Source organism: Streptomyces sp. NPDC088124 (genome assembly GCF_040685895.1).
Taxonomy (GTDB): Bacteria; Actinomycetota; Actinomycetes; order Streptomycetales; family Streptomycetaceae; genus Streptomyces.
Genome location: NZ_JBFBJB010000043.1, coordinates 44,844 through 67,447, shown reverse-complemented (window position 1 = coordinate 67,447; position 22,604 = coordinate 44,844). Strand labels below are relative to the sequence as shown.

Sequence of the window (22,604 nt, the reverse complement as noted above, 5' to 3'; positions counted from 1 at the left end):
CACCCGACAGGCTCTCAGCCGATCGGGCGGCTGTGTGGCCGAAAAAGATCAGCGCCCATCGTAGTGCCGCCACCGGACCCGCTCCGCCCGGCGGTCCTCGGACAGGACTTCATGCAGGGCCCAGAGGGTCGGACGCCGTCGCCGGGTCACCGGTCCGCGCGCCGCCCGGGGCGCGGGCTCCGTCGGCTGCCCCGTTCGCGGCGGCACGCCGGTCGCCCGTACGCAGCACCCCCGCGCCCACGACCAGACCGCAGGAGAGCAGCGTGACCAGCCCGAACGAGACCACCAGCGAGGTCGCGTCGGCGACCGCGCCGATCGCGGAGGGCGCGATCAGACCCGAGGTGTACGTGATGGTGGCCACGCCCGCGATGGCCTGGCTCGGGTTGGGACCCGAGCGCCCCGCCGCCGCGAAGGCGAGCGGCACGACCACCGCGACCCCGAGCCCCAGCAGCCCGAATCCGGCCATGGCGACCAGCGGCTGTGGCGCGACGACCACCAGCAGACCGCCCGCCGCGGCGAGCACCCCGCCGGTGCGCACGGTCCGTACCGCGCCGAACCGGTCGACCACCCGGTCACCGGTGAGCCGGGTGACCGCCATGGTGAGCGCGAAGGCCGTCGTCGACGCCGCGGCCACCCCGGGGGAGGTGTCCAGGACGTCCCGCAGATAGACCGCCGACCAGTCCAGGCTCGCGCCCTCCGCGAAGACCGCGCAGAACCCGACGACCCCGATGAGCAGCGCGGACCGCGGCGGCAGCGCGAACCTCGGCGGGGCCTCCGCCTCGGGCGCGCTCCGTACGTCCAGCACGTTCTGGCAGGCGATCAGGCCGAGCGTCGTGAGGACGAGGGCCGCGAGGAGATGGTGCAGCCGGGCGTCGGCGCCGAGATGGGCCGCGAGGGCGCCGGACGCCGACCCGATCAGGGCGCCCGTGCTCCACATGCCGTGCAGGCTGGAGATGATCGACCGGTCGAGCCGGGCCTCGGTCTCCAGACCCAGCGCGTTCATCACCACGTCCGACATGCCCGACGAGGCGCCGAAGACGAACAGCGCCGCGCACAGGGTGACGAGGTTCGGCGCCAGCGACGGCAGGACCAGGGCCAGCGTCCACAGGGAGAGCAGCACCCGCAGCGCGTTGCGCGCGCCGAACCGGTGGCTGATCGCCCCCGCGACCGGCATCGCGGTCACCGAACCGATCGCCGGAAAGGCGAGCGCCAGCCCGAGCTGCCCCGCGCTGAGACCGGCGTGCTCCTGGATCCAGGGGACCCGGGTGGCGAAACTGCCGGTGACCGCGCCGTGCACGCAGAAGACGACGGCGATGGCGAGCCGGGCCCGCCGCACCCCCTGCTTGTCGTGCCGCTTGCCGTGCTTGTCGCCGGCCGCTTCAGTCCGCATGCCGTTCCGTCCTCCCCTGAGGGTCCCGCTCCGCCGGGTGTCCCGTTGCCCGGGCCCACCCCGTACCCACCTCCGTCAGGTGCGGGGAGTAAATTATCAGGAACCCTGCCTGATAAATAGAGACAGGCGGGAGGCATCTCAGGACCGCCGGGGACGTCCGTGCCCCGGCGGCTGTCTGGAAGGATCCCGGCATGGCCGCATCCCCGAGCACCGCCCGGGCCATCAACGACCGGCTGGCCCTGCGACTGCTCCAGCAGGAAGGCCCGTTGACGGCGGGACAGCTCAAGACGATGACCGGGCTCTCCCGCCCCACCGTCGCCGATCTGGTGGACCGGCTCCAGGAGTCGGGACTGGTCACCGTCGTCGGGGAGACCGACGACCGCCGCCGCGGCCCCAGGGCCCGGCTGTACGGGATCGTCGCCGACCGCGCCCATCTCGCCGCCCTGGACGTACGGACCGACAGCGTCGCCGTCGTCGTCGCCGATCTCCTCGGTGTCACCCTCGCCGAAGCAGTCCTGCCCATCGGCAGCGACACCGCGACGGAGCCCGCCGTCGAGCAGGCCGCGGCGCTGCTGGAGGACATCGCCCGGCAGGCCGGCCCCGTACCCCTGCACAGTGTCGGGATCGGCGCCCCCGGCCTGGTCGATGCCACCGGCGTACTCCGCGCCACCACCGGGCTGCCGGAGTGGCACCGGCGGCTCGTCGCCGTGCTCCAGGAACGGCTGCCCGCCACCCTCCTGGTCGAGAACGAGACCAACCTCGCCGCCCTCGCCGAGCAGCGCCTCGGCGCCGCCCGCGGCCAGGACACCTTCGTACTGCTCTGGCTCGGCCACGGCATCGGCGCGGCCGTCGTGCTCGACGGGCGGCTCCGCCGGGGCGCCTCGGGCGGCGCGGGCGAGATCGGCTTCCTGCCCGTGCCCGGCACCGGGGGACTGCCCTCGGCGACGGCCTGCGACGGCGGCTTCCACAGCCTGGCGGGGTCGGCCGCCGTCTGCGAACTCGCCGAGGGATACGGGCTCGTGCCCGCGCCGGGCGCGCCTCAGGAGCCGCCGTCCGCCGCGCTGGTGCGCGCCGCCGTCGGAGACGGGCGGCCCGGCGCGGGGAAGTTCCTCGATACCCTCGCCGACCGGCTGGCCATCGGCGCCGCGGGGGTCGCCGCGGTTCTCGACCCCGGCCGGATCGTGCTGGCCGGGGAGGTCGGCCACGCGGGCGGCGAGGCGCTGGCCGCCCGGGTCGAGGACCGGCTCGCCGCGATGTCCCCACTCCGGACCGAGGTCAGACCCGGGGCGCTCGGGGGCGCCGCCGTGCTCAGGGGCGCGCTGCTCACCGCGCGCGACGCGGCGCAGGACGAGCTGTTCGCGCCCGGCATATGAGACGAGGGGCGGCGCCCGCGCCCCACGCACGGGCGCCGTCCCCCATACCCGGGCGGCCGGCTCCCCGTGCGGAGGTGCAGGCGGGAGGGGCGGAGCGCAACCCCTTGGCGGCATTCCCGCCCCTTCTGTGAGTCAACCCACAGCGCTCGCCCGGAACGCCCACGATCAGCCGTGGCACACTGGTCGCGTACCAGCAGCAGCGCACTCCGGGGTCGGTGCAATTCCGAACCGGCGGTTATAGTCCGCGACCCGGCCGCATCCAGTGGCCGGTTGACCAGGTGAGATTCCTGGACCGACGGTGAAAGTCCGGATGGGAGGCAGTGCGCGGCGGGCTCTTACCGGTACGCCGCCCCGGGCGGGTTCGTCCTCCGACGAGCCGGCTCCCCGGCCTTGGCGTTCGCCTGTGAGTTCCCGTTTCTCTGTCGTCATCGACAGGCCCCGGAGTCCGTGCCCGAAGAGGCAGGAGGACCCGGGTGGCCACCCAAGCCGAACGCGTCACCGACGCGGACGCCATGCGGCGGGCCGTTGTGCTCGCCGCCCGCGGACTCGGCTCCACCAGCCCCAATCCGGTCGTCGGATGCGTGATCCTGGACGCCTCGGGACACCTCGCCGGCGAGGGCTTCCACCGCCGCGCCGGCGGCCCGCACGCCGAGGTCCACGCCCTGCGCGCGGCGGGATCCCGGGCCCGGGGCGGCACCGCGTACGTCACGCTCGAACCCTGCGCCCACACCGGCCGCACCGGCCCCTGCGCCCAGGCGCTGATCGACGCCGGGGTCGCCCGGGTCCACTACGCAGTCCCCGACCCGAACCCGCAGGCCGCCGGGGGCGCCGCCACCCTGCGAGCCGCCGGGATCACCGCCGAGCCCGGGCTGCTCGCCGCCGAGGCCGAGGCGGGCAACGCCGCCTGGCTCACCTCCGTACGCCGGGGCCGCCCGTACGTCCTGTGGAAGTACGCGGCCACCCTCGACGGCCGGATCGCCGCCGCCGACGCCACCAGCCGCTGGATCACCTCCGCCGAGGCGCGCGCCGACGTGCACCGGCTGCGGGCCGAGGCCGACGCGGTCGTGGTCGGCTCCGGCACCGCCCGCGCGGACGACCCGCAGCTCGCGGTCCGCGGCATCGAGGGCGCCGTCCAGCCGCTGCGGGTCGTCGTGGACACCGAGGCCACCGCCGTGCGGCCCGGCGCCCGGGTCCTGGACGGCGGCGCGCCCACCCTGATCGCCGTCGCCGAGGACGCCGACGCCCGCCATCTCCCCGACGCCGTACGGCTGCCCCGCGCGGCCGGGGGCCGGGGGCTCTCCGTCCCCGCCCTGCTGGCCGCCCTGCACGAGCGCGGCGTGCGTTCCGTACTCCTCGAAGGCGGCCCGGCGCTGGCCGGCTCCTTCGTCGCCGCGGGCGCGGTCGACAAGGTCGTCGGCTATCTCGCCCCGCTCCTCCTCGGCGCGGGTCCCGCCGCGCTCGGTGACGCCGGAATCACCACGATCGCCGGGGCGTTGCGCCTGCGGATGACGGAGACCGTACGGATCGGCCCCGACCTGCGGATCACCGCGATCCCCAAAGAGGCCACCGCGATCCCCGAAGAGGCCACCGCGATCCCCGAAAGGGCCACCGCGATCCCCGAAAGGGCCACCGCGATCCCCGAAGGGGGCACGGCGGCCCCCGGATCCCCCGTCGCGCGGCCCGCCGGGCCCGCCGCGACCACCGGCACCGCCACCACTGCCACCACCGCCACGAAGGAGCGTTGAGTGTTCACCGGAATCGTCGAAGAACTGGGTGAGGTCACCGCCGTGGAGAACCTCGGTGACTCCTCCCGCTTCCGCCTGCGCGGACCCGTCGTCACCGAGAACGCCCGCCACGGGGACTCCATCGCCGTCAACGGTGTCTGTCTGACGGTCGTCGAGTCGGGGGACGGCGAGTTCACCGCCGATGTGATGGCCGAGACGCTCGACCGGTCCAGCCTCGGCGCCCTCGGGGCCGGCTCCCGCGTCAACCTGGAGCGGCCCATGGCCCTCGGCGGGCGGCTCGGCGGACACATCGTCCAGGGCCATGTCGACGGCACCGGCACCATCGTCGAGCGCACGCCCTCCGAGCACTGGGAGATCGTCAAGATCTCCCTGCCCGCCGCCCTGACCCGCTACGTCGTGGAGAAGGGCTCCATCACCGTGGACGGCGTCAGCCTCACGGTCGTCGACGCGGGCACCGACCACTTCACCATCAGCCTCATCCCCACCACCCTCGCGCTGACCACCCTCGGCATCAAGGGGCCGGGCGACCCGGTCAACCTGGAGGTCGACGTCATCGCGAAGTACGTCGAGCGCCTGCTGACCCCCGCTCAGCGCGCACAGGCCGAGGAGTCCCCGCGGTGAGCACCCTGTCCTGGCTGAACGGTGAGGCGTTCAGCGCCTTCGGTCAGCACATCCTGTGGTCCGACATGATCGGCAACACCATCGGTCTGGCCGCGCTCGCCCTCGGCTGGCGGCGCTCCATCTGGACCTGGCCCGCCCAGCTCCTCTCCGGCGTCATCCTCGTCGGCGCGTACGCCTCCGCCCACCTCAGCGGCGGCGTCGGCAAGCAACTCCTGGTCATCGGCGTCGCCGTGTGGGGCTGGCGCCAGTGGCAGCGGGGCACACAACAGGCGCAGGACGGCTCGATCGCCGTACGGTTCGCCACCTGGCGTGAGCGCGGGCTGCTCCTCGGCGGTACGGCCCTGGGCACCCTCGTCGTCGGCGGGCTCTTCGTCGCCGTACCCGAACTGTCCTGGAACCCCTGGCCCGACGCGTACATCTTCACCGGCACCCTCGCGGCGATGGTCGCCCAGGCGCGCGGCCTCGTCGAGTTCTGGTTCGCCTGGCTCCTCGTCGACGTGGTCGGCGTCCCCCTCGCCTTCAGCAGCGGGCTGGCCTTCTCCGGCCTCGTCTACGTCATCTACCTCGCCCTCGTCCTGTGGGGCATGCGCGACTGGTGGCTGCGCTCCCGCGCCGGCGCCATGCCCCTGGAAGGAGCAGCAGCATGACCACTCGTCCGTCCCACGCCACCGCCCCCGCCCCCGCCCTCGACGGGGCGGCGGCCGGTATCCCGCACCCCGACACCCCCGGGACGCCGCGCACCGACGCGCCGCGCCTCGCCTGGTCGTCCCGCGACCACGCCGAGGACCTCTCCCTCGACCCCGTGGCCCAGGCCGTACGCGACATCGCGGCCGGCCGCCCCGTCGTGGTCGTGGACGACGAGGACCGCGAGAACGAGGGCGATCTCGTCATCGCCGCCGAGAAGGCCACCCCCGAGATCATCGCCTTCATGATGAGCGAGTGCCGCGGCATGATCTGCGCCCCCATGGACGGCGCGGAGCTGGACCGGCTGGAACTCCCGCAGATGGTCGGCGACAACACCGAGTCGATGCGGACCGCCTTCACCGTCACCGTCGACGCGTCGGGCGCCCACGGCGTCACCACCGGGATCTCCGCCGCCGACCGCGCCACCACGCTCCGGCTCCTCGCCTCGGGCGAGGCGGAGCCCGGCGACTTCGTCCGCCCCGGCCATGTCTTCCCGCTGCGCGCCAGGTCCGGCGGCGTTCTTGTGCGCAACGGCCACACCGAGGCCGCTGTCGACCTCGCCCGGCTCGCCGGGCTGCGCCCGGCCGGCGCGATCGTGGAGATCGCGGGCGAGGACGGGGTGATGCTGCGGCTGCCCGAGCTGGTCCCGTTCGCGCGCAAGCACGGCCTGACGATCATCTCCATCGAGGACCTGATCGCGTACCGCCGCACCGAGGAGCCCACGGTCCGCCGGGAGGCCGAGGTCAGCCTGCCCACCGCGTACGGTGACTTCACCGCGTACGGATACCGCTCCACCGTCGACGGGGTCGAGCACGTCGCCCTCGTCCACGGGGAGCTCGGCGACGGCGAGGACGTGCTCGTGCGCGTCCACTCCGAGTGCCTGACCGGCGACATCTTCAGCTCCCAGCGGTGCGACTGCGGCCCCCAGCTCCAGGCGTCGATGGAGCGCGTCACCGCGGAGGGCCGCGGCGTCGTCGTCTACCTGCGCGGCCACGAGGGGCGCGGCATCGGCCTGCTCTCCAAGCTCCGCGCGTACGAACTCCAGGAGCGGGGCCACGACACCCTGGACGCCAACCTGGAGCTGGGGCTGCCCGCCGACGCCCGCGACTACGCGGCGGGCGCGCGGATCCTCGACGACCTCGGGGTGCGCAGCCTGCGGCTGATGACCAACAACCCCGACAAGACCACCGCCCTCGTCCGACACGGCCTGCGGGTCACGGGGCGCGAGCCGATGCCCGTCCAGGCGGGCGAGCACAACCTCCGCTACCTGCGCACCAAGCGCGACCGGATGGGCCACGACCTGCCGTGGCTCGACGCCGTCGGCGCCTCCACCTGCGGCAACCAGTAGGACCGTACGGCCGGCCACGGCTGACGTACGGCCGGCACACCACCCCGACCAGCAGCACAGCATCCGAGGAGAGACGTGAGCGGCAAGGGCGCACCCGAACTGAGCGTGAAGAACTGCGGAGACCTCCGGGTCGCCGTGATCGCGGCGCAGTGGCACGAGAAGATCATGGACGGTCTCGTCGACGGCGCCCTGCGCGCCCTGTCCGACCTCGGCATCGACGAGCCGACGCTGTTCCGCGTGCCCGGCAGCTTCGAGCTGCCCGTCGTCGCCAAGGTGCTCGCGGGACGCGGTTACGACGCGGTCGTCGCGCTCGGGGTCGTCATCCGGGGCGGCACCCCGCACTTCGACTATGTGTGCCAGGGCGTCACCCAGGGCCTCACCCAGGTCTCCGTGGACACCGGGGTTCCCATCGGCTTCGGCGTACTGACCTGCGACACCGAGGAACAGGCCCTGGACCGGGCCGGTCTCGAAGGCTCCCACGAGGACAAGGGACACGAGGCGGTGACCGCCGCCGTCGCGACCGCGACCACCCTGCGCACCATCGCCGAACCCTGGCGCCGGTCGAGTGAGTCCAGCCGCGTAAAGTGAGCGTCACCATGTCCAAGAAGACGTTCGAGGAGCTGTTCAGCGAGCTCCAGCAGAAGGCCGCCCACGGCGACCCCGCCACCTCCCGCACCGCCGAACTGGTGGAGAAGGGCGTCCATGCCATCGGCAAGAAGGTCGTCGAGGAGGCGGCCGAAGTGTGGATGGCCGCCGAGTACGAGGGCAAGGAAGCCGCCGCCGAGGAGATCTCCCAGCTCCTCTACCACGTCCAGGTGATGATGGTGGCGCGCGGAATCTCCCTCGACGACGTGTACGCCCATCTCTGAGCATCGCCCCGGTACCGCTCCGTACGCGTACCGACCCACCTGTTCCACACCGTTCGTCCCGCTGTACGCCTGTCCCGCCCACCCTCCGCACGAAGGAACAAGACCTCATGCTGCGCATCGCCGTCCCCAACAAGGGTTCACTCTCCGGGCCTGCGTCGGCGATGCTCCATGAGGCCGGATACCAGCAGCGCAAGGAGTCCAAGGAACTCGTCCTGGTCGACCCGGAGAACGAGGTCGAGTTCTTCTACCTGCGCCCCCGCGACATCGCGATCTACGTCAGCTCCGGCAAGCTCGACATCGGCATCACCGGCCGCGATCTGCTGCTGGACTCGGAGGCCGACGCCGAGGAGATCCTGCCGCTCGGCTTCGCCCGCTCCACCTTCCGCTACGCCACCAAGCCGGGCACGGCGACCGGGGTCGCCGAGTTCGGCGGCATGACCGTCGCCACCTCGTACGAGGGCATCGTGGCCCAGCACCTCGCCGACCACGGCGTCGACGCCTCCGTCGTCCACCTCGACGGCGCGGTCGAGACCGCCATCGAACTGGGCGTCGCCCAGATCATCGCGGACGTGGTGGAGACCGGCACCTCGCTGCGGAACGCGGGCCTCGAAGTCATCGGCGAGCCGATCATGACCTCGGAGGCGGTCGTCATCCGGCGCACCGGCTCCGACGCGGCGGAGCCGAAGGTGCAGCAGTTCCTGCGCCGCCTCCAGGGCGTCCTCGTGGCCCGTACGTACGTGATGATGGACTACGACTGCCGCGCCGAGCACCTGGAGCGGGCCGTCGCGCTCACCCCGGGGCTCGAATCGCCGACCGTCTCCCCGCTGCACAACGAGGGGTGGGTCGCCGTCCGCGCGATGGTCCCGGCCAAGGAGGCCCAGCGGATCATGGACGACCTCTACCAGCTGGGCGCCCGCGCCATCCTCACCACGGCCATCCACGCCTGCCGGCTCTGACCGGCTCCCGCCGCCGAACCGTCCCGCCGGAGGCCCCCGGGGCCTCCGGCCACCACCCCGGGAAGACCCGCCATGTCCGTGCCCGCCCCCGCCGTACCCGCCCTGCCGGTCACGTTCCGGCCGACCGCCACCCGTACGGTGCTGCTGTCCGTCGGCACGGTCATGTTTGTTGTTATTTCGGCCATCGGCCTGGTGCTCGAACAGCTGAGCACGGGGGAGCGGCTGAGCTTCATCCTCACCGCGCTGCTGTTCTTCGGCGTGCTGGCGCTGCTCAGCCGTCCGAAGGTCGTCGCCGACGACACGGGGGTGACGGTCGTCAATCTCACCCGCACCCGCCGGCTGGAATGGGCCGAGATCCTGCGCGTCAATCTGCGGCCCGGCGACCCCTGGGTCTTCCTCGACCTCAGCGACGGCAGCAGCCTGCCCGTCCTCGGTATTCAGCCGGGCGTGGCCAAGGCGCACGCCATCCGCGACGCCCGCGCGCTGCGCGACCTCACCGAGTCCCGCGCCGCGCGGGACCACGACTGACCAGCGACGGACCTCTCCGGCAGCCACCGGGACACCGGCCGCGCGGCGGTGACCGGTCGCCAGGTCCTGTCCGTCCGGCCCCTGTCTTGATTACTCTGGTGACGGAGGCGCCAGGTGCGCCCCGCCCCGCATCAGACGGCCGTCGACGGCCCGCGGGGCATCCTGCGACCCGAGGAGTGACTCCCTCCAGCAATGGACGGATCGTCCGGTAGTACCTGCGCCGCCCCCTTCGACGAGGCGGCGGCATGACCATCCCCCTTCTGCTGCTCACCGCAGCGTTCCTTCTCATCCTCGCCAACGGCTTCTTCGTGGCGGCCGAGTTCGGCCTCATCACGGTCGACCGCCCCGACGCCGAGCGCGCCGCCGCCGAGGGCGACCGCCGCGCCCGTACCGTCGTCAGAGCCCTGCGGGAACTCTCCTTCCAGCTCTCCGGCACCCAGCTCGGCATCACCATCACCTCGCTCGTCGTCGGCATGCTCGCCGAGCCGGCGCTCGCCGACCTGCTCGGCCCGCCGCTCGCCGCGACCGGACTGCCCGCCGGGGCCGTCTCCGGCATCGCGGTCGTCATCGGCATGCTGCTGGCCTCCGCCCTCCAGATGGTGATCGGTGAACTCGTCCCCAAGAACTGGGCGGTCTCCCGGCCGCTCCAGGTCGCGCGGTTCGTGGCGGGCCCGCAGTACCTCTTCGCCACCGTCTTCCGGCCGGTGATCTCGCTGCTCAACGCCGTCGCCAACCGGCTGGTGCGGATACTCGGCGTGGAGCCGACCGACGAACTCGCCTCGGCCAGGACCCCCGGCGAACTCGTCTCCCTGGCCCGCCACTCCGCGCAGGCCGGCACCCTCGAACAGGACACGGCCGACCTGTTCGTACGGACCCTCTCCCTCGGCCGGCTCACGGCACAGCACGTGATGACCCCCCGGGTGAAGGTCAGCGCCCTCCAGGCGGACGCGACGGCGGCGGACGTCCTCAACCTCACCCGGGCCACCGGGCTCTCCCGCTTCCCCGTCTACCGCGAGCGCATCGACGAGATCATCGGCATGGTGCATCTCAAGGACGCGCTCGCCGTCCCCGTGGCGGAGCGGCTGCGCACCCCGGTCGGCCGGATCGCCGTCACCGCCCTCTTCGTCCCGGAGACCCTGCCGGTGCAGCAGCTCCTGGCGCGGCTGCGCAACGAGCAGCCGATAGCCGCCGTGGTCGACGAGTACGGCGGTACGGCCGGGGTCGTCACCCTGGAGGACATCGTCGAGGAACTCGTCGGCGAGGTGCTCGACGAGCACGACGCCGCGCGGGACGGACGGCCGGAACTCGCCCCCGTCGACCCCGTGGACGGCCGGCCCGCCTGGGAGGCCGACGGCAGCGCCCGCGTCCTCACCCTGCGGCGCATCGGACTCGACGTCCCCGAGGGCCCGTACGAGACCCTCGCCGGGCTCGTCGCCGATCTGCTCGGCCGGATCCCGGCCCCCGGCGACCGCGCGGAGCTGCCCGGCTGGCGGCTCTCCGTACGCCAGGTGGACCGCTACCGGGCCGAGCGGGTCCGGCTGATACGGCTGACCGACGAAGGACCGGCCGGACCCGTACCGGACCACCCGGCCGCGCCGCCGGTCCGCACCGGGGCGCCGCCCGGCAAGGCCCCCGACGGACCCGCCGCCACCGCGGCCGATGTCCTCGTGGGCGCTTCCGCCGAGGTCTCCGCGCAGGCCCCCGCGCCCGTGGAGGCCGTCCGATGAGTGTGCTGCAACTCGTCTTCGCCCTTCTCCTCGTCCTCGCCAACGGCTACTTCGTCGGGGCCGAGTTCGCCCTCGTCTCCGTACGCCGCAGCCAGATCGAACCGCACGCGGCGCGCGGCTCGGCCAAGGCCCGGCAGGCGCTGTACGGGCTGGAGAACCTGCCGCAGATGATGGCCGCCGCGCAGTTCGGCATCACCATCTGCTCCCTGACGCTCGGCGCGGTGGCCGAGCCGACGGTGGCGCGGCTCCTGGAGCCCGTCTTCCACGCCATGCGCGTGCCGGAGGGCCTGATCCATCCCCTGGGATACGTCATCGCCCTGGCGCTCGTCGTCTTCCTGCACCTCGTCATCGGCGAGATGGTCCCCAAGAACCTCGCCATGGCCGCCCCGGAGAAGACCGCGCTGTGGCTCAGCCCCGGCCTGGTCGGCTTCGCCCGCCTCTGCCGGCCGGTCACCGCGGGCCTCGGCGCCTGCGCCCGGCTCGTCCTGCGGGCCTTCCGCGTCGAACCCAAGGACGAGGTGGAGGCCGTCTTCACCAGCGAGCAGCTCAACCGGCTCGTCGAGGACTCGGGACAGGCGGGACTGCTGGAACCCGAGGCGCAGGAGCGGCTGGAGGACGCGCTGGAACTGGGCAGCCGCCCGGTCACCGACGTGCTCCTCACCCGCGCCTCACTGGTCACCGTGGACCCGGCGGTCACACCGCGGGAGATCGAGGAGCTGACGGTACGCACCGGCTACTCCCGCTTCCCGGTGTGCGCCGAGGGCGGCGGTGCCTTCATGGGGTACCTGCACGTCAAGGACGTCCTCGATCTGGAGATGGCCGACCGGGCCGTGCCCCAGCACATCTGGCGGCCCATGGCGACCCTCCGCGCGGAACTCCCGCTGGACGACGCCCTCACCGTGATGCGCCGCGCGGCCACCCATCTCGCCCAGGTCGCGGACGCGTCCGGGCGGGTGCTCGGCCTGGTGGCGCTGGAGGACGTCCTCGAAATGCTGGTCGGGGAGGTACGCGACCCCTCCCACCGGGCGGCGTCCGTCCCCCGGGCGACCCTCGTCGGCGAGCAGCGCACGGACCAGGCCTCCCAGGTCCTGGCCCGCTGAATCCCGGCCGCTGGCCGGTGCCCGGTGGCCGGAGCCCCGGGACCCGGAGCCCCGGGACCCGGAGCCCCGGGACCCGGAGCCCCGGGACCCGGAGCCCCGGGACCCGGAGCCCCGGGACCCGGAGCCCCGGGACCCGGCCGCCTCCGGGACCCGGCGGGTCATGTACCCGTCGGGTCCTGGGGGCTCCGGCCCGCCGGGCCGCGCCCCGAGAGCACCTCGCCGTACGCCTGCATCAGATCGGGCAGCCGCAGCGTGGCCAGGTCATCGCGCGTAGGAGTACCGCTGTAGCCGGACAGCCGCAGATCGCGGTAGGCGCAGCTCTTCTCGTACAGCGTCCGGACGAACCGGCCGTTGCCCAGCTCGTCGATCCATCCCTGGTCGACCACGTGCCCGCTGATCGAGCGCAGCTCGTCCACGGACTCCTCGTCCCACACGTCGCCGTTCTCGGCGGCCAGCACCCCGCCGATCGCGGTCAGTTCGAGCGGCCGGTAGCTCGGGAAGTCGACCCGGCTCGTGAAGCGCGAGGAGAGCCCCGGGTTGGTGGCGAGCAGCCGGTCCATGCCCTCCGGATAGCCCGCCAGGATCACCACGAGGTGGTCACGGTTGTCCTCGGCGCGCTTCAGCAGCACCTGAAGGGCCTCGTCGCCATAGGCGTCGCCCTTGCTGTAACCGGAGTTGGAGAGGCTGTACGCCTCGTCCACGAAGAGCACCCCGCCGATCGCCGAGTCGATCAGCTCGTTCGCCTTGACGGCGGTCTGGCCCAGGAACTCACCGACCAGGTCGGCCCGTTGCGCCTCGACGAGATGGTCCCCGCCGAGCAGCCCGAGCGCGTAGAAGATCCGTCCCAGGATGCGCGCCACAGTGGTCTTGCCGGTGCCCGAGGGGCCCGAGAAGACAAAGTGACGTTTCGGCGGCTGGACCGGAAGACCCTGACCGGCCCGCAGTCGCGCCATGCGCAGCTGCGCGGAGATCGCCTTCACCTGGCGCTTCACCGGTTCGAGCCCGACCATCCGCTCCAGCTCGGCCAGCGCCTCGGCGAGCAGCGCCGGATCCGTCGGCCCCTCGGGGAAACGCGGCGCCGTCGGCTGCTCGGGCGGAGGCGGCAGCTTCTCCCGCAGCGCGTCGGGCGCGACGGGCGGACCGCCGCCGCCGAGCGGCGGCGCCGGCTCCCGGCCGAGCAGGATGTCGGAGCCGAGCGGCCCCTCCGGCTCGCTCCCCGACTGCGCCTGGGACTGGGCCTCGGCCACGTCCGCCGCGTCCTGGCCGAGCCCGGCCAGCGACACGGAGGCCAGCCCCAGCGGATCGTCGGGGCCCTCGTAGCCGTCGTACCCGTCGGAGTCGGTGATCGCCGCGAGCCGCGCCGCGGTGTCCATGAACGCCGGGTCGAGCCGGTGCACGGCCCGGTAGAGCGGCAGGGCGGCGGCGCTGCGCCCGGTGCCCTCGTGGGCGCGGGCCAGCCAGTACCGCAGCTCCTTGCGCTGCGGCTGCTCGCTGCGGCAGCGCATCAGCGCGGTGGCGAGCAGCGGCTCGGCCTGGCCGAACATCTCCAGCCTGACCCGGGCCATCCCGCCGAAGAGACCTGCCTCGATGCCGAGCAGCGGATCGTGCACGAGCTGCTCCGTATGGCGGCACAGCTGTTCCCAGTCCTTGACCAGATAGGCGCGGCAGGCGTGCAGGAAGCGGACCTGCGGATCGGTGTCCACCGGCGGCAGCCCCGCCAACGCCCGGTCCAGCTCGGGCACATGGCGGCCGTCCAGCCAGTGCGAGGCGTGCGCCAGCCGCAGGTCGCGCCCGCTCTCCAGGACCGGCTGGACCCACCAGCCCAGCCAGTACCACGAGTTCAGGGTGCGGCGGTGGCGGGTGCGCTGCTCGCCGAAGCGGTCGCGATGGCGGTACATGTGGAGCAGGGCGGTGGTGGTCTCGACGCGCAGCGCGTGCAGCCCGAGCCAGCCGTCGGCCATCCCGGGATCGAGCCGGACGGCTGTCCTGAACTCCTCCTCCGCCTGGGGGTACGCCCCCATGGTGTAGGCGTCCACCCCGCGCACCCAGGCGAGGTCGGCCGGGGCGCCCGTGCCCTGCGTGCCGATATCCATCAGGTCCCCCACAAACCGTGCCCCCGTGATGTCCCGCCGGGCGGGCGCCCGTCGGCAGCGTACTGAACCACCATGACGCGGACGGGAATTGACCGCACTCACAGGCATCGTACCTGCGCAGAGTGTGTGCGACTAAGGGCGCCGCGCACCGGGTCGCGCGGTGACCCAGGGTGAGCGGGTGAGGCGGTACGGGGCCGGGAACGCGGCGAAGAGGGCAGAACGAAGCCCCCGATCACGGGGGAACAACCGGGGGCTTCGCGTCTGGGGCGGCTCCAAAAAGCCGCACATTAAGAACGTAAGACCTGTCCCGCCCGCTGGTCAAGCCGAGTTGGGTACTCGGTGCGCGTCGATTTCCGACTGCTCAGTATGGCGGCATCAACCGGTCACGGTGGGTGATGGTTTGGTCCTGCCTCGCGGTCGCGCGAGATGCCGGGCGTATCACGTACCCCTCGTGCCCCTCATGTACCAGAGCATCGGAAAAGGGACGAGTTGGGTCCGTCGCGAAATGGCGTGTCTCCGCCACCGTCCAGCCGTCCCAGAAGGCGGACTGCGCCGCTCCGTCCCGGCGGCGCCCCCGCTCCCAGGACTCCTCGGCGCCCCGCTCCATCCAGAACAGCCCGGCGAGATACGGCCGCAGCGCCCGCCGGCCGGCCCCGACCCCCTCCACCACGACCACCGGGGCGGCGGGCAGTACGCGCGGCGCGGTGAAGCGGCGCAGCGTCCAGTCGTACGGGGTGTACCGCGCGGCCTCGCCACGCGAGAACGCCTCGATGACCTGCGCCGTCAGCCGGGGCAGCCACGCGAAGAGCTCCTCGTGGCTGGCCACGTCGTCCAGCCGCAGCACGGGTGCGCCGCCGAGCGCCGTCGCGAGCCGCGCCGCGAAGGTGCTCTTGCCCGAGCCGGCGTGACCGTCCACGGCGATCAGCCGCACCGGACCGCAGGAGGGCGGCAGGTCGCGCAGCCGCGCGGCCACGGCGGTGAGGTCATCCATACGGCCATCTTTCGAGGGAACCTCCGGATGTATCCGAAGGCGGCGCGAGGCGCCGTAGTAGGTTGTTTTCCTGCCTGCGGGCAGCGGGCAGGGCTTGTCCGGGGCCGATTGTCAGGACCGGCGTGAAGCCCCTCCGATTTATCGGTAGGGGAGGAGTCACACGGCCCAGCGTACGAGCTGAGCGAGGCACTGGGGTGGCGCGTTGCGCCGTCCACGAGCCGGGGCGCCCGGAGTGGTGCCCCGGCCGCCCCAGGTCATGCCACTGGCGCAGACCAATATTGGTCGGGCGACGCGTTGCGAATCGCTGGCAGAAGCCCGCGGGGAGCCGCGATAGTGGACGACTGCCGTCCGGCTTTTCGCCTCTCCGCCTCTCCGCCCGTCGACCGGAGGTTCCGATGCCCCGTCCCCCTTCGCGCAGAACCGTTCTCGCCGCCGCGCTCGCGGTCACCGCCGCCACCGGGACGGGCGCGGCCCTGCCGGCCGCCGCCGCGGAGGCGGCCCCCGGGGCTCCCGCCGCCCCCGCGGGGCCGCTCGTCGACAACGCGTTCTGGACCTCGTACACCGACTGGCGGGCCGGTGCGGCGAACGGGGTCCGCGCCGTCTCCGGCGCCCGGCCGTCGCTGGTCATGGCCACCCCGGCGGGTTCCACCACGTACGCCGATCCGCACACCGGGAAGACCACCACGTGGGAGTACGCCACCTGGACCTCCCCCCTGCACCACCCGAAGGTCCCCGCCACCGAGGTGATCGCCTCCTGGAACGCGTCCACCCCCGCGGGCACCTGGCTCCAGGTCGAACTGCGCGGCCGGTACGGGGACGGCACCGACACCCCGTGGTACGTGATGGGCCGCTGGACCTCGGGCGACGGGGACGGCGACATCCGGCGCACCTCCCTGGACGGCCAGAGCGACGGCCGCAGCTCCATCTGGACCGACACCTTCGCCGTGGACGACGCGGCGAGCGGTACGCGCCTCGTCGCGTACCGGCTGCGCCTGACCCTCCACCGCGCCCCCGGCAGCGGCCTCACCCCGGTGGTCCACCGGATCGGCGCGATGGCCTCCGACATCCCGGACCGGTTCACCGTCCCGGCGTCGACGCCGGGGCTCGCGCGCGAGCTGACCGTGCCGCGCTACTCGCAGAACACGCACATCGGGCAGTACCCCGAGTACGACAACGGCGGTGAGGCGTGGTGCAGCCCCACCTCCTCGCAGATGATCATCGAGTACTGGGGTCGTGTCCCCACCGCCGGGGAACTCGCCTGGGTGAACCCGGACTTCGATGATCCGCAGGTCTGCCACGCGGCCCGGTACACCTACGACTACCAGTACGAGGGGTGCGGCAACTGGCCCTTCAACGCCGCGTACGCCGCCACGTACCGGGAGCTGAGCTCCGCCGTCACCCGGCTCGGCTCGCTCGCCGACGTGGAGACGCTGGTGGGCGCGGGCATCCCCGCCATCACCTCGCAGTCCTTCCTCAAGGAGGAGCTGACGGGGGCGGGTTACGGCACCTCGGGCCACCTCATGACGGTCATCGGTTTCACGGCCGAGGGCGATGTGATCGCCAACGACCCCGCCTCGCCCAGCAATCCGGCCGTGCGGCGGGTCTACCGCCGGGCCGAGTGGGAGACGATCTGGCTCCGCACCAAGCGGTACAACGCCTCCGGCAAGGTCGCCTCCGGTACGGGCGGGGTCTGTTACGTCTACTGGCCCGCGAAGCCGTCCGCCGCGCAGTGCCGGGCGCTGCGGGCGGTCGGCCTGCTCTGAGGGCGGAGCGCCGGCGGACGGATCACGGACGGTGCGGGGAGGCGGGCAGCGAGCGCAGCCACTCCACGAGGAGCCCGTTGACCTCGTCGGGGCGCTCCTGCTGCACCCAGTGGCCGCAGCCGTCGAGAAGGTGCGAGGAGATCAGGCCCGGCAGCGTGGTGGGGTACGCCGCGATGGCGTCCGCCATCCAGGTGGTGGAGGCGTCGAGCGTGCCGCCGATGAAGAGCGACGGCTGACGGACGGGTGCCCCGTCCCACGCGGCGAGGTCCTCCCAGTCCCGGTCGACGTTGCGGTAGCGGTTCAGCGCCCCCGTCAGCCCGCTCCGCTCGAACTCGCCCGCGTAGACGTCGAGATCGGCCTCCGTCAGCCAGGAGGGCAGCCGGCCAGCGGGGAAGCGGTCGGAGAGCTTCGCCCCCTCGGGCACGAAGAAGAGGCTCTCCTCGCCGGCCGGCGGCATCGTGTCGGCCGACAGGCCGGCGTAGAACCCGGCCAGCCATCCCCGTACATCGGGCTCGATCTCCGCCTCCGCCCGGCCGGGCCGCTGGAAGTAGCTGATGTAGAACTCCTCCGCCCCGCCGAGCATCCCGAAGGCGTCGCTCGGCCGGAAGCCGTTCCTCGGTGAGTACGGGACGCTCAGCATTCCCACGGCGGTGAAGACATCGGGCCTGAGCAGCGCGGAGTTGGCGGCGATGGGGGAGCCCCAGTCATGGCCGACGACCACCGCGCTCTCCGCGCCGAGCGCGCGCACCACACCGACGTTGTCGGAGACATGGGCGAGCATCCGGTACGCCGCCGCATCGGCCGGCTTGGACGAGCGCCCGTAGCCGCGTACGTCGACGGCGACGGCGTGGTACCCCGCGGCGGCGAGCGCCGGAAGCTGGTGGCGCCACGAGTACCAGGACTCGGGGAAGCCGTGGACGAGCAGGACCAGCGGACCGGTGCCCTGTTCCGCGAGATGGATCCGGCCGCCGGGCACGTCCACCAGCCGGTGCCGTACAGCCGGGTTATCCATCGACATCGCTGACATCGCCGCTCCTCGATCGGGGTGGGTGGTCCCACGATCATTCGCACGGCCCACCACGCCCGCAAGGTTTGTTGCTGGTCCGGCAAAACCGCACCTTCGCGCGAGCCCTCCGCCGACCACACTGTGGTACCCCGCGTCCACTCTGCAATACTGCGAGGATTCCCGCGGGGGGAACACCGTGGCAGCCGGAGACCAGGACGCGGATTTTGAATCGTAGTCAACAGCGTGGACCGTCCCTGCGATCACAGGTACGGCGCTCCGAACTCATCGCAACCGGCCGGAAGTTGTTTGCCGACACCTCGTACGACGCGCTGTCGATGGACGACATCGCGCAGCACGCGGGCGTCGCCAAAGGACTGATCTACTACTACTTCAAGAACAAGCGCGGCTACTACCTCGCCATCGTCGAGGACTCGGTCGCCGAACTCGTCTCGCTCGCCTCCGACGGCGCCGAACTGCCGCGCACCCAGCGGGTACAGCGCACCGTCGAGGCGTATCTGCGCTTCGCCCAGTACAACGAGGCGGCCTACCGCACCATCGTCACCGGCGGCGTCGGCTTCGATACCCAGGTCCAGGCGATCCGCGACGCGGTCAGGACCGGCCTGGTCGCCACGGTCGCCCAGGGCGCCTACGGCCATGACGACATCCCGCCGATCGCGCGGCTCGCCCTGCTCGGCTGGCTCAGCAGCGTCGAGTGGCTCACGCTCGAATGGCTGGAGCACCGGGACGAGCTGCGCCGGGAGATCCCGCGTGACCTGCTCGTCCGGATGCTGCGGCACACCCTCAACACCATCGAGGAGTTCGCGCCGGAGTGCCCGGCCCCGCCCCAGGACCTCGAATGGGTCCCGTTCACGGGCCGCGGCCCCGGGCAGGACACGCCGTAGAGCCCGGCGTACGGAGAGAAAAACCCGGACGCCGGGGGCGGGGGCCGATCGGGCGCCCCGCCCCCGGCGCGTTCCGGGGCCGTACTGGTGCGGGATCCCGTGGGATCCAGTGGGATCTGTCGGTATGGAGCGGGATCTAGTCGATGGACTTGATCAGCTCGCCGTCCGCGGTGTCCCCGCTCAGCTCCCAGAAGAAGGTGCCGCCCAGGCCCTGCTGGTCCTTGTACGCCATCTTCCCGGCGATGGTGGCCGGGGTGTCGTAGCTCCACCACTGGTCGCCGCAGTGGGCGTACGCGGTGCCGCCGACCGTGCCGTTGGCCGGGCAGCGGTCCTTGAGGAGCTTGTAGTCCTCGATGCCCGCCTCGTACTTCCCGGGCGCCGCGCCCGTCGCGGTGCCGCCCGGCTCCGCCTGGCCGACGCCGGACCAGCCGCGCCCGTAGAAGCCGAGGCCCAGCAGCAGCTTCTCGGACGGGATGCCGAGGCTCTTGAGTTTGGTGATCGCGGTGTCCGAGTCGAAGCCCTGGGTCGGGATGCCCGCGTACGAGGTCAGCGGCGAGTGCGGGGCGGTCGGGCCCTGCGCGGCGAAGGCGCCGAAGAAGTCGTACGTCATCGGGTTGTACCAGTCGAGGTACTGCGCGGCGCCCGCGTAGTCCGCCGCGTCGATCTTCCCGCCGTCCGTGCCGTCGGCGGTGATCGCCGCCGTCACCAGGTCGGAGCCGAACGTGCCGCGCAGCGCCGCCGCCACGTCCCTGAAGGCGTCGCGGCCGCTGCTGTCACAGGTCAGCCCGCAGGCGTTGGGGTACTCCCAGTCGATGTCGATCCCGTCGAACACATCGGCCCAGCGCGGGTCCTCCACCAGCGCGCGGCAGGACTGCGCGAACGCCGCCGGGTTCTTCGCCGCCTCCGCGAAGCCGCCGGACCAGGACCAGCCGCCGAAGGACCAGATCACCTTGAGACCGGGGTGCATCGCCTTGAGTTTGCGCAGCTGGTTGAAGTTGCCCCGCAGCGGCTGGTCCCAGGTGTCGGCGGCGCCGTCCACACTCTGGTCGGCCGTGTACGCCTTCTCGTAGTCCGCGAACGCGTCGCCGACGGTGCACTTGCCGCCGGTGACATTGCCGAAGGCGTAGTTGATGTGGGTGAGCTTGTCGGCCGAGCCGGACGTCTCGATGTTCTTCACGTGGTAATTGCGGTCGTAGACACCCCAGTTGGTGAAGTATCCGATGACCTTGTCCCCGGCGGCCCGGGCCGGCGCGGCCGCCGCGGCAGCGGACGCGGCCGGTGCCTCGGTGGTCTCGCCCGCCGAGGCGGTGCCCGCCCCGGAGAGCAGCGTCACGCCGAGAACGGCGGTGCACGCCGCGGCGGTCAGCGCCCGGAAGCGGGAGCGGGAACGGGAAGGGTGGAACCTGAGCATGGAGTCTCCTCGTGGGGGAGAGGAAGGACAAGTGGGGGGAGTCGGGATCCTGCCACGGAGCCGACCGGGCAGGAATGTCAGGTGTGTTGAGGGGGAACGTTAGAAGGACTAGACCAGTGTGGTCAATGGTTCGTACCAACCCGCTTTCCCTCCGCGAACGCCGCACGGCCGCGTCGGTGCGTGATCGCCGACCCGTGACGAAGCCCCGCCGATCGGGCATACTCAACGCGCCACAGCTGATGATCAGCCCACGCCGTGATCCGGCAGGGCAGCATCGGCGAGGCAGGAACGACCTGTCCGGGGCCATCCCCGGACCCGTGCCGGCGACGTGACGCACACCCCGCGCGCGTTCGCCGCAGCGCCCGACAGGGAGGAGAGCGCCGCCATGTCCGACCGCGCCCCGCGACCGGTGGACCGTCTGCTGCCCACCGATGAGGCTCAGGACCTCATCGCCCTCGTACGCGACATCAGCCGACGGGAGATCGCCCCCACGGCCGCCGAGGAGGAGGACGCCGGGCACTTCCCGCGCGAACTCTTCCGTCTGCTCTCCGGATCCGGCCTGCTCGGCCTCCCCTACGACACCGCCTACGGCGGCGGGGGACAGCCGTACGAGGTCTACCTCCAGGTACTCGAAGAGCTCGCCGCCGCCCGGCTCACCGTGGGTCTCGGCGTCAGCGTCCACACCCTCGCCTGCCACGCCCTCGCCGGCTACGGCACCAAGGCCCAGCAGGCCGAACACCTGCCCGCGATGCTCACCGGCGGCCTGCTCGGCGCGTACTGCCTCTCGGAACCCGCCGCCGGCTCCGACGCGGCCTCGCTCCGCACCAAGGCCGTACGGGACGGTGACCACTGGGTCATCACCGGCACCAAGGCATGGATCACCCACGGCGGTGTCGCGGACTTCTACACGGTGCTGGCCCGGACCGGCGGGGACGGCGCGCGCGGCATCACCGCGTTCCTCGTGCCCGGCGACGCGCCGGGGCTGAGCGCGGCCCCGCCCGAGAAGAAGATGGGCATGAAGGGCTCGCCCACCGCCCAACTCCACTTCGACGGCGTACGGGTGGCCGACGACCGCCGGCTCGGCGAGGAGGGCCAGGGCTTCGCGATCGCACTCTCCGCGCTCGACTCGGGCCGCCTCGGCATCGCCGCCTGCGCCGTGGGCGTCGCCCAGGCCGCACTGGACGAGGCCGTCGCCTACGCCACCGGACGGCGGCAGTTCGGCAGGCCCGTCGCGGACTTCCAGGGGCTGCGCTTCCTGCTCGCCGACATGGCCACCCGTATCGAGGCCGGACGCTCGCTCTGTCTCGCGGCCGCCCGGCTGCGCGACGCGGGGCGGCCCTTCTCCCAACAGGCCGCCATGGCCAAGCTGTTCTGCACCGACGCGGCCATGCAGATCACCATCGACGCCGTACAGGTACTCGGCGGCTACGGCTACACGGCCGACTTCCCGGCGGAGCGCTATCTGCGCGAGGCGAAGGTGCTGCAGATCGTCGAAGGCACCAACCAGATCCAGCGGATGGTGATCGCACGCCATCTCGCGGGCCCGGAGACCCGCTGACGGAACCTCAGGCGGCGCGCTGGGGCAGCGACCGCACCTTGAACGGGCGCGAGCCCGGTCCGCCGACGTGCGAGAAGGGCTGGGTACGCCAGTCGAGCCCCTGGGGGAGCGTCAGCAGCAGCCCGGTCTCCTGCTCCTGGGGCTCGTGCGACGCGTCGGCGGGCCGCGCCTCGGAAGCGGCGCGGCCCGTACCGGCGCACACCGACAGCACGAAGGGGTTCCACGGGGTGGGGCACAGCGCGTGCTCCGGAAGGGTCCCCTCGTCGGCGAGGAGCGCGATCGGCTGCACGCAGTCCGGGCAGACGACCCGGTACATCTCGAAGGTGTCGTAGAAATCGATCTCGTCACTGTCGTCGAGATCGACGGGAACCGGCTCGGTACGTCCGGCGCGCTGAAGACTCTGCATGGAGACATTCCCCCTCGGGTGGGCCGACCAGGCTCGTGTGGTCTCGACCACAGCAAGCACTTCCCGTCGCGCGCGCCAGGTAACCGTAAGGTCTCGACGGACACGGCCACAGCTCTGTGGTCTTCGTCACATG

Annotated in this window: 19 protein-coding genes, 1 pseudogene and 1 riboswitch; of the genes and pseudogenes, 14 read left to right on the top strand and 6 right to left on the bottom strand. The window is 72.5% G+C overall.

Annotation, left to right across the window (positions count from 1 at the left end; translation table 11 throughout):
- Positions 1–109: 109 nt before the first annotated feature.
- A complete protein-coding gene (locus AB0P17_RS30470) occupies positions 110–1,390 on the bottom strand; it encodes an MFS transporter (protein WP_365815784.1) in 1,281 nt (426 codons plus the stop codon).
- Between the two features lie 191 nt (positions 1,391–1,581).
- Here AB0P17_RS30470 and AB0P17_RS30465 point away from each other — a divergent pair, with 191 nt between their 5' ends.
- The 11 genes and pseudogenes from AB0P17_RS30465 to AB0P17_RS30415 all read left to right on the top strand — a co-directional run bounded on the left by AB0P17_RS30465 (position 1,582) and on the right by AB0P17_RS30415 (position 12,341).
- Positions 1,582–2,763 (top strand): ROK family transcriptional regulator, encoded by a 1,182-nt coding sequence (locus AB0P17_RS30465; RefSeq protein ID WP_365815782.1) that lies wholly within the window; start codon positions 1,582–1,584, stop codon positions 2,761–2,763.
- 197 nt (positions 2,764–2,960) lie between these two features.
- Positions 2,961–3,091, top strand: a riboswitch (FMN riboswitch).
- 184 nt (positions 3,092–3,275) lie between these two features.
- Positions 3,276–4,319, top strand: a pseudogene (gene ribD, locus AB0P17_RS30460) (bifunctional diaminohydroxyphosphoribosylaminopyrimidine deaminase/5-amino-6-(5-phosphoribosylamino)uracil reductase RibD); the annotation flags it as partial.
- 189 nt (positions 4,320–4,508) lie between these two features.
- Positions 4,509–5,129, top strand: coding sequence for a riboflavin synthase (locus AB0P17_RS30455; protein ID WP_365815780.1), 621 nt, complete (start codon positions 4,509–4,511; stop codon positions 5,127–5,129).
- Positions 5,126–5,776: a nicotinamide mononucleotide transporter family protein gene (locus tag AB0P17_RS30450; protein ID WP_365815778.1), complete on the top strand. Its 651-nt coding sequence runs from the start codon at positions 5,126–5,128 to the stop codon at positions 5,774–5,776. The genes AB0P17_RS30455 and AB0P17_RS30450 overlap by 4 nt, the downstream gene beginning before the upstream one ends.
- Complete coding sequence (locus tag AB0P17_RS30445; RefSeq protein WP_365815776.1) at positions 5,773–7,161, top strand: bifunctional 3,4-dihydroxy-2-butanone-4-phosphate synthase/GTP cyclohydrolase II; 1,389 nt, start codon at positions 5,773–5,775, stop codon at positions 7,159–7,161. Before AB0P17_RS30450 ends, AB0P17_RS30445 begins: the two co-directional genes overlap by 4 nt.
- A gap of 75 nt (positions 7,162–7,236) precedes the next feature.
- Positions 7,237–7,749 (top strand): 6,7-dimethyl-8-ribityllumazine synthase, encoded by a 513-nt coding sequence (gene ribH / locus AB0P17_RS30440; RefSeq protein ID WP_365815774.1) that lies wholly within the window; start codon positions 7,237–7,239, stop codon positions 7,747–7,749.
- Between the two features lie 8 nt (positions 7,750–7,757).
- Positions 7,758–8,030 carry a phosphoribosyl-ATP diphosphatase gene (locus AB0P17_RS30435; protein ID WP_365815772.1) on the top strand — a complete coding sequence of 91 codons (273 nt, stop codon included), beginning with the start codon at positions 7,758–7,760 and terminating at the stop codon, positions 8,028–8,030.
- 107 nt (positions 8,031–8,137) lie between these two features.
- Positions 8,138–8,986, top strand: coding sequence for an ATP phosphoribosyltransferase (gene hisG / locus AB0P17_RS30430; RefSeq protein ID WP_365815770.1), 849 nt, complete (start codon positions 8,138–8,140; stop codon positions 8,984–8,986).
- Positions 8,987–9,058: 72 nt separating this feature from the next.
- Positions 9,059–9,514: a PH domain-containing protein gene (locus AB0P17_RS30425; protein WP_365815768.1), complete on the top strand. Its 456-nt coding sequence runs from the start codon at positions 9,059–9,061 to the stop codon at positions 9,512–9,514.
- 245 nt (positions 9,515–9,759) lie between these two features.
- On the top strand, positions 9,760–11,241 hold the full coding sequence (locus AB0P17_RS30420) for a hemolysin family protein (protein ID WP_365815766.1): 1,482 nt from the start codon (positions 9,760–9,762) through the stop codon (positions 11,239–11,241).
- Positions 11,238–12,341, top strand: a complete 1,104-nt coding sequence (locus AB0P17_RS30415) for a hemolysin family protein (protein ID WP_365815764.1) — start codon at positions 11,238–11,240, stop codon at positions 12,339–12,341. The genes AB0P17_RS30420 and AB0P17_RS30415 overlap by 4 nt, the downstream gene beginning before the upstream one ends.
- A 158-nt stretch (positions 12,342–12,499) precedes the next feature.
- On the opposite strand, the gene AB0P17_RS30410 is transcribed toward AB0P17_RS30415, so the two are convergent.
- Together AB0P17_RS30410 and AB0P17_RS30405 are read right to left on the bottom strand one after the other, a co-directional pair.
- Positions 12,500–14,434, bottom strand: a complete 1,935-nt coding sequence (locus AB0P17_RS30410) for an AAA family ATPase (RefSeq protein WP_365815762.1) — start codon at positions 14,432–14,434, stop codon at positions 12,500–12,502.
- Between the two features lie 361 nt (positions 14,435–14,795).
- Entirely contained in the window at positions 14,796–15,425 is a 630-nt protein-coding gene (locus AB0P17_RS30405) for a hypothetical protein (protein WP_365815760.1), read from the bottom strand.
- Positions 15,426–15,820: 395 nt separating this feature from the next.
- Between AB0P17_RS30405 and AB0P17_RS30400 the strand changes: the two genes are divergently transcribed.
- Positions 15,821–17,188, top strand: a complete 1,368-nt coding sequence (locus AB0P17_RS30400; protein ID WP_365815758.1) for a peptidase C39 family protein — start codon at positions 15,821–15,823, stop codon at positions 17,186–17,188.
- Between the two features lie 22 nt (positions 17,189–17,210).
- Here the strand turns inward: AB0P17_RS30400 and AB0P17_RS30395 are convergent, their stop codons facing one another.
- Positions 17,211–18,215 (bottom strand): alpha/beta hydrolase, encoded by a 1,005-nt coding sequence (locus AB0P17_RS30395; protein WP_365815756.1) that lies wholly within the window; start codon positions 18,213–18,215, stop codon positions 17,211–17,213.
- Between the two features lie 203 nt (positions 18,216–18,418).
- Between AB0P17_RS30395 and AB0P17_RS30390 the strand changes: the two genes are divergently transcribed.
- A complete protein-coding gene (locus tag AB0P17_RS30390) occupies positions 18,419–19,096 on the top strand; it encodes a TetR/AcrR family transcriptional regulator (RefSeq protein ID WP_365815754.1) in 678 nt (225 codons plus the stop codon).
- A gap of 136 nt (positions 19,097–19,232) precedes the next feature.
- Here the strand turns inward: AB0P17_RS30390 and AB0P17_RS30385 are convergent, their stop codons facing one another.
- Entirely contained in the window at positions 19,233–20,507 is a 1,275-nt protein-coding gene (locus tag AB0P17_RS30385) for a glycoside hydrolase family 18 protein (protein ID WP_365815752.1), read from the bottom strand.
- A 385-nt stretch (positions 20,508–20,892) separates the two neighbouring features.
- Here AB0P17_RS30385 and AB0P17_RS30380 point away from each other — a divergent pair, with 385 nt between their 5' ends.
- The gene (locus AB0P17_RS30380) at positions 20,893–22,065 is read left to right on the top strand and encodes an acyl-CoA dehydrogenase family protein (RefSeq protein WP_365815750.1); all 1,173 of its coding nucleotides are present in this window, start codon (positions 20,893–20,895) and stop codon (positions 22,063–22,065) included.
- Positions 22,066–22,072: 7 nt separating this feature from the next.
- Here the strand turns inward: AB0P17_RS30380 and AB0P17_RS30375 are convergent, their stop codons facing one another.
- Complete coding sequence (locus AB0P17_RS30375) at positions 22,073–22,471, bottom strand: hypothetical protein (protein ID WP_365815748.1); 399 nt, start codon at positions 22,469–22,471, stop codon at positions 22,073–22,075.
- Positions 22,472–22,604: the final 133 nt, after the last annotated feature.

Bases quoted from the DNA above. Each gene is read 5' to 3' on its own strand.
- AB0P17_RS30470 (WP_365815784.1), bottom strand. From the start codon at position 1,390: ATGCGGACTGAAGCGGCCGGCGACAAGCACGGCAAGCGGCACGACAAG.
- AB0P17_RS30465 (WP_365815782.1), top strand. From the start codon at position 1,582: ATGGCCGCATCCCCGAGCACCGCCCGGGCCATCAACGACCGGCTGGCC.
- AB0P17_RS30445 (WP_365815776.1), top strand. From the start codon at position 5,773: ATGACCACTCGTCCGTCCCACGCCACCGCCCCCGCCCCCGCCCTCGAC.
- AB0P17_RS30435 (WP_365815772.1), top strand. From the start codon at position 7,758: ATGTCCAAGAAGACGTTCGAGGAGCTGTTCAGCGAGCTCCAGCAGAAG.
- hisG (WP_365815770.1), top strand. From the start codon at position 8,138: ATGCTGCGCATCGCCGTCCCCAACAAGGGTTCACTCTCCGGGCCTGCG.
- AB0P17_RS30425 (WP_365815768.1), top strand. From the start codon at position 9,059: ATGTCCGTGCCCGCCCCCGCCGTACCCGCCCTGCCGGTCACGTTCCGG.
- AB0P17_RS30420 (WP_365815766.1), top strand. From the start codon at position 9,760: ATGACCATCCCCCTTCTGCTGCTCACCGCAGCGTTCCTTCTCATCCTC.
- AB0P17_RS30415 (WP_365815764.1), top strand. From the start codon at position 11,238: ATGAGTGTGCTGCAACTCGTCTTCGCCCTTCTCCTCGTCCTCGCCAAC.
- AB0P17_RS30410 (WP_365815762.1), bottom strand. From the start codon at position 14,434: ATGGATATCGGCACGCAGGGCACGGGCGCCCCGGCCGACCTCGCCTGG.
- AB0P17_RS30405 (WP_365815760.1), bottom strand. From the start codon at position 15,425: ATGGATGACCTCACCGCCGTGGCCGCGCGGCTGCGCGACCTGCCGCCC.
- AB0P17_RS30400 (WP_365815758.1), top strand. From the start codon at position 15,821: ATGCCCCGTCCCCCTTCGCGCAGAACCGTTCTCGCCGCCGCGCTCGCG.
- AB0P17_RS30395 (WP_365815756.1), bottom strand. From the start codon at position 18,215: ATGTCAGCGATGTCGATGGATAACCCGGCTGTACGGCACCGGCTGGTG.
- AB0P17_RS30385 (WP_365815752.1), bottom strand. From the start codon at position 20,507: ATGCTCAGGTTCCACCCTTCCCGTTCCCGCTCCCGCTTCCGGGCGCTG.
- AB0P17_RS30380 (WP_365815750.1), top strand. From the start codon at position 20,893: ATGTCCGACCGCGCCCCGCGACCGGTGGACCGTCTGCTGCCCACCGAT.
- AB0P17_RS30375 (WP_365815748.1), bottom strand. From the start codon at position 22,471: ATGCAGAGTCTTCAGCGCGCCGGACGTACCGAGCCGGTTCCCGTCGAT.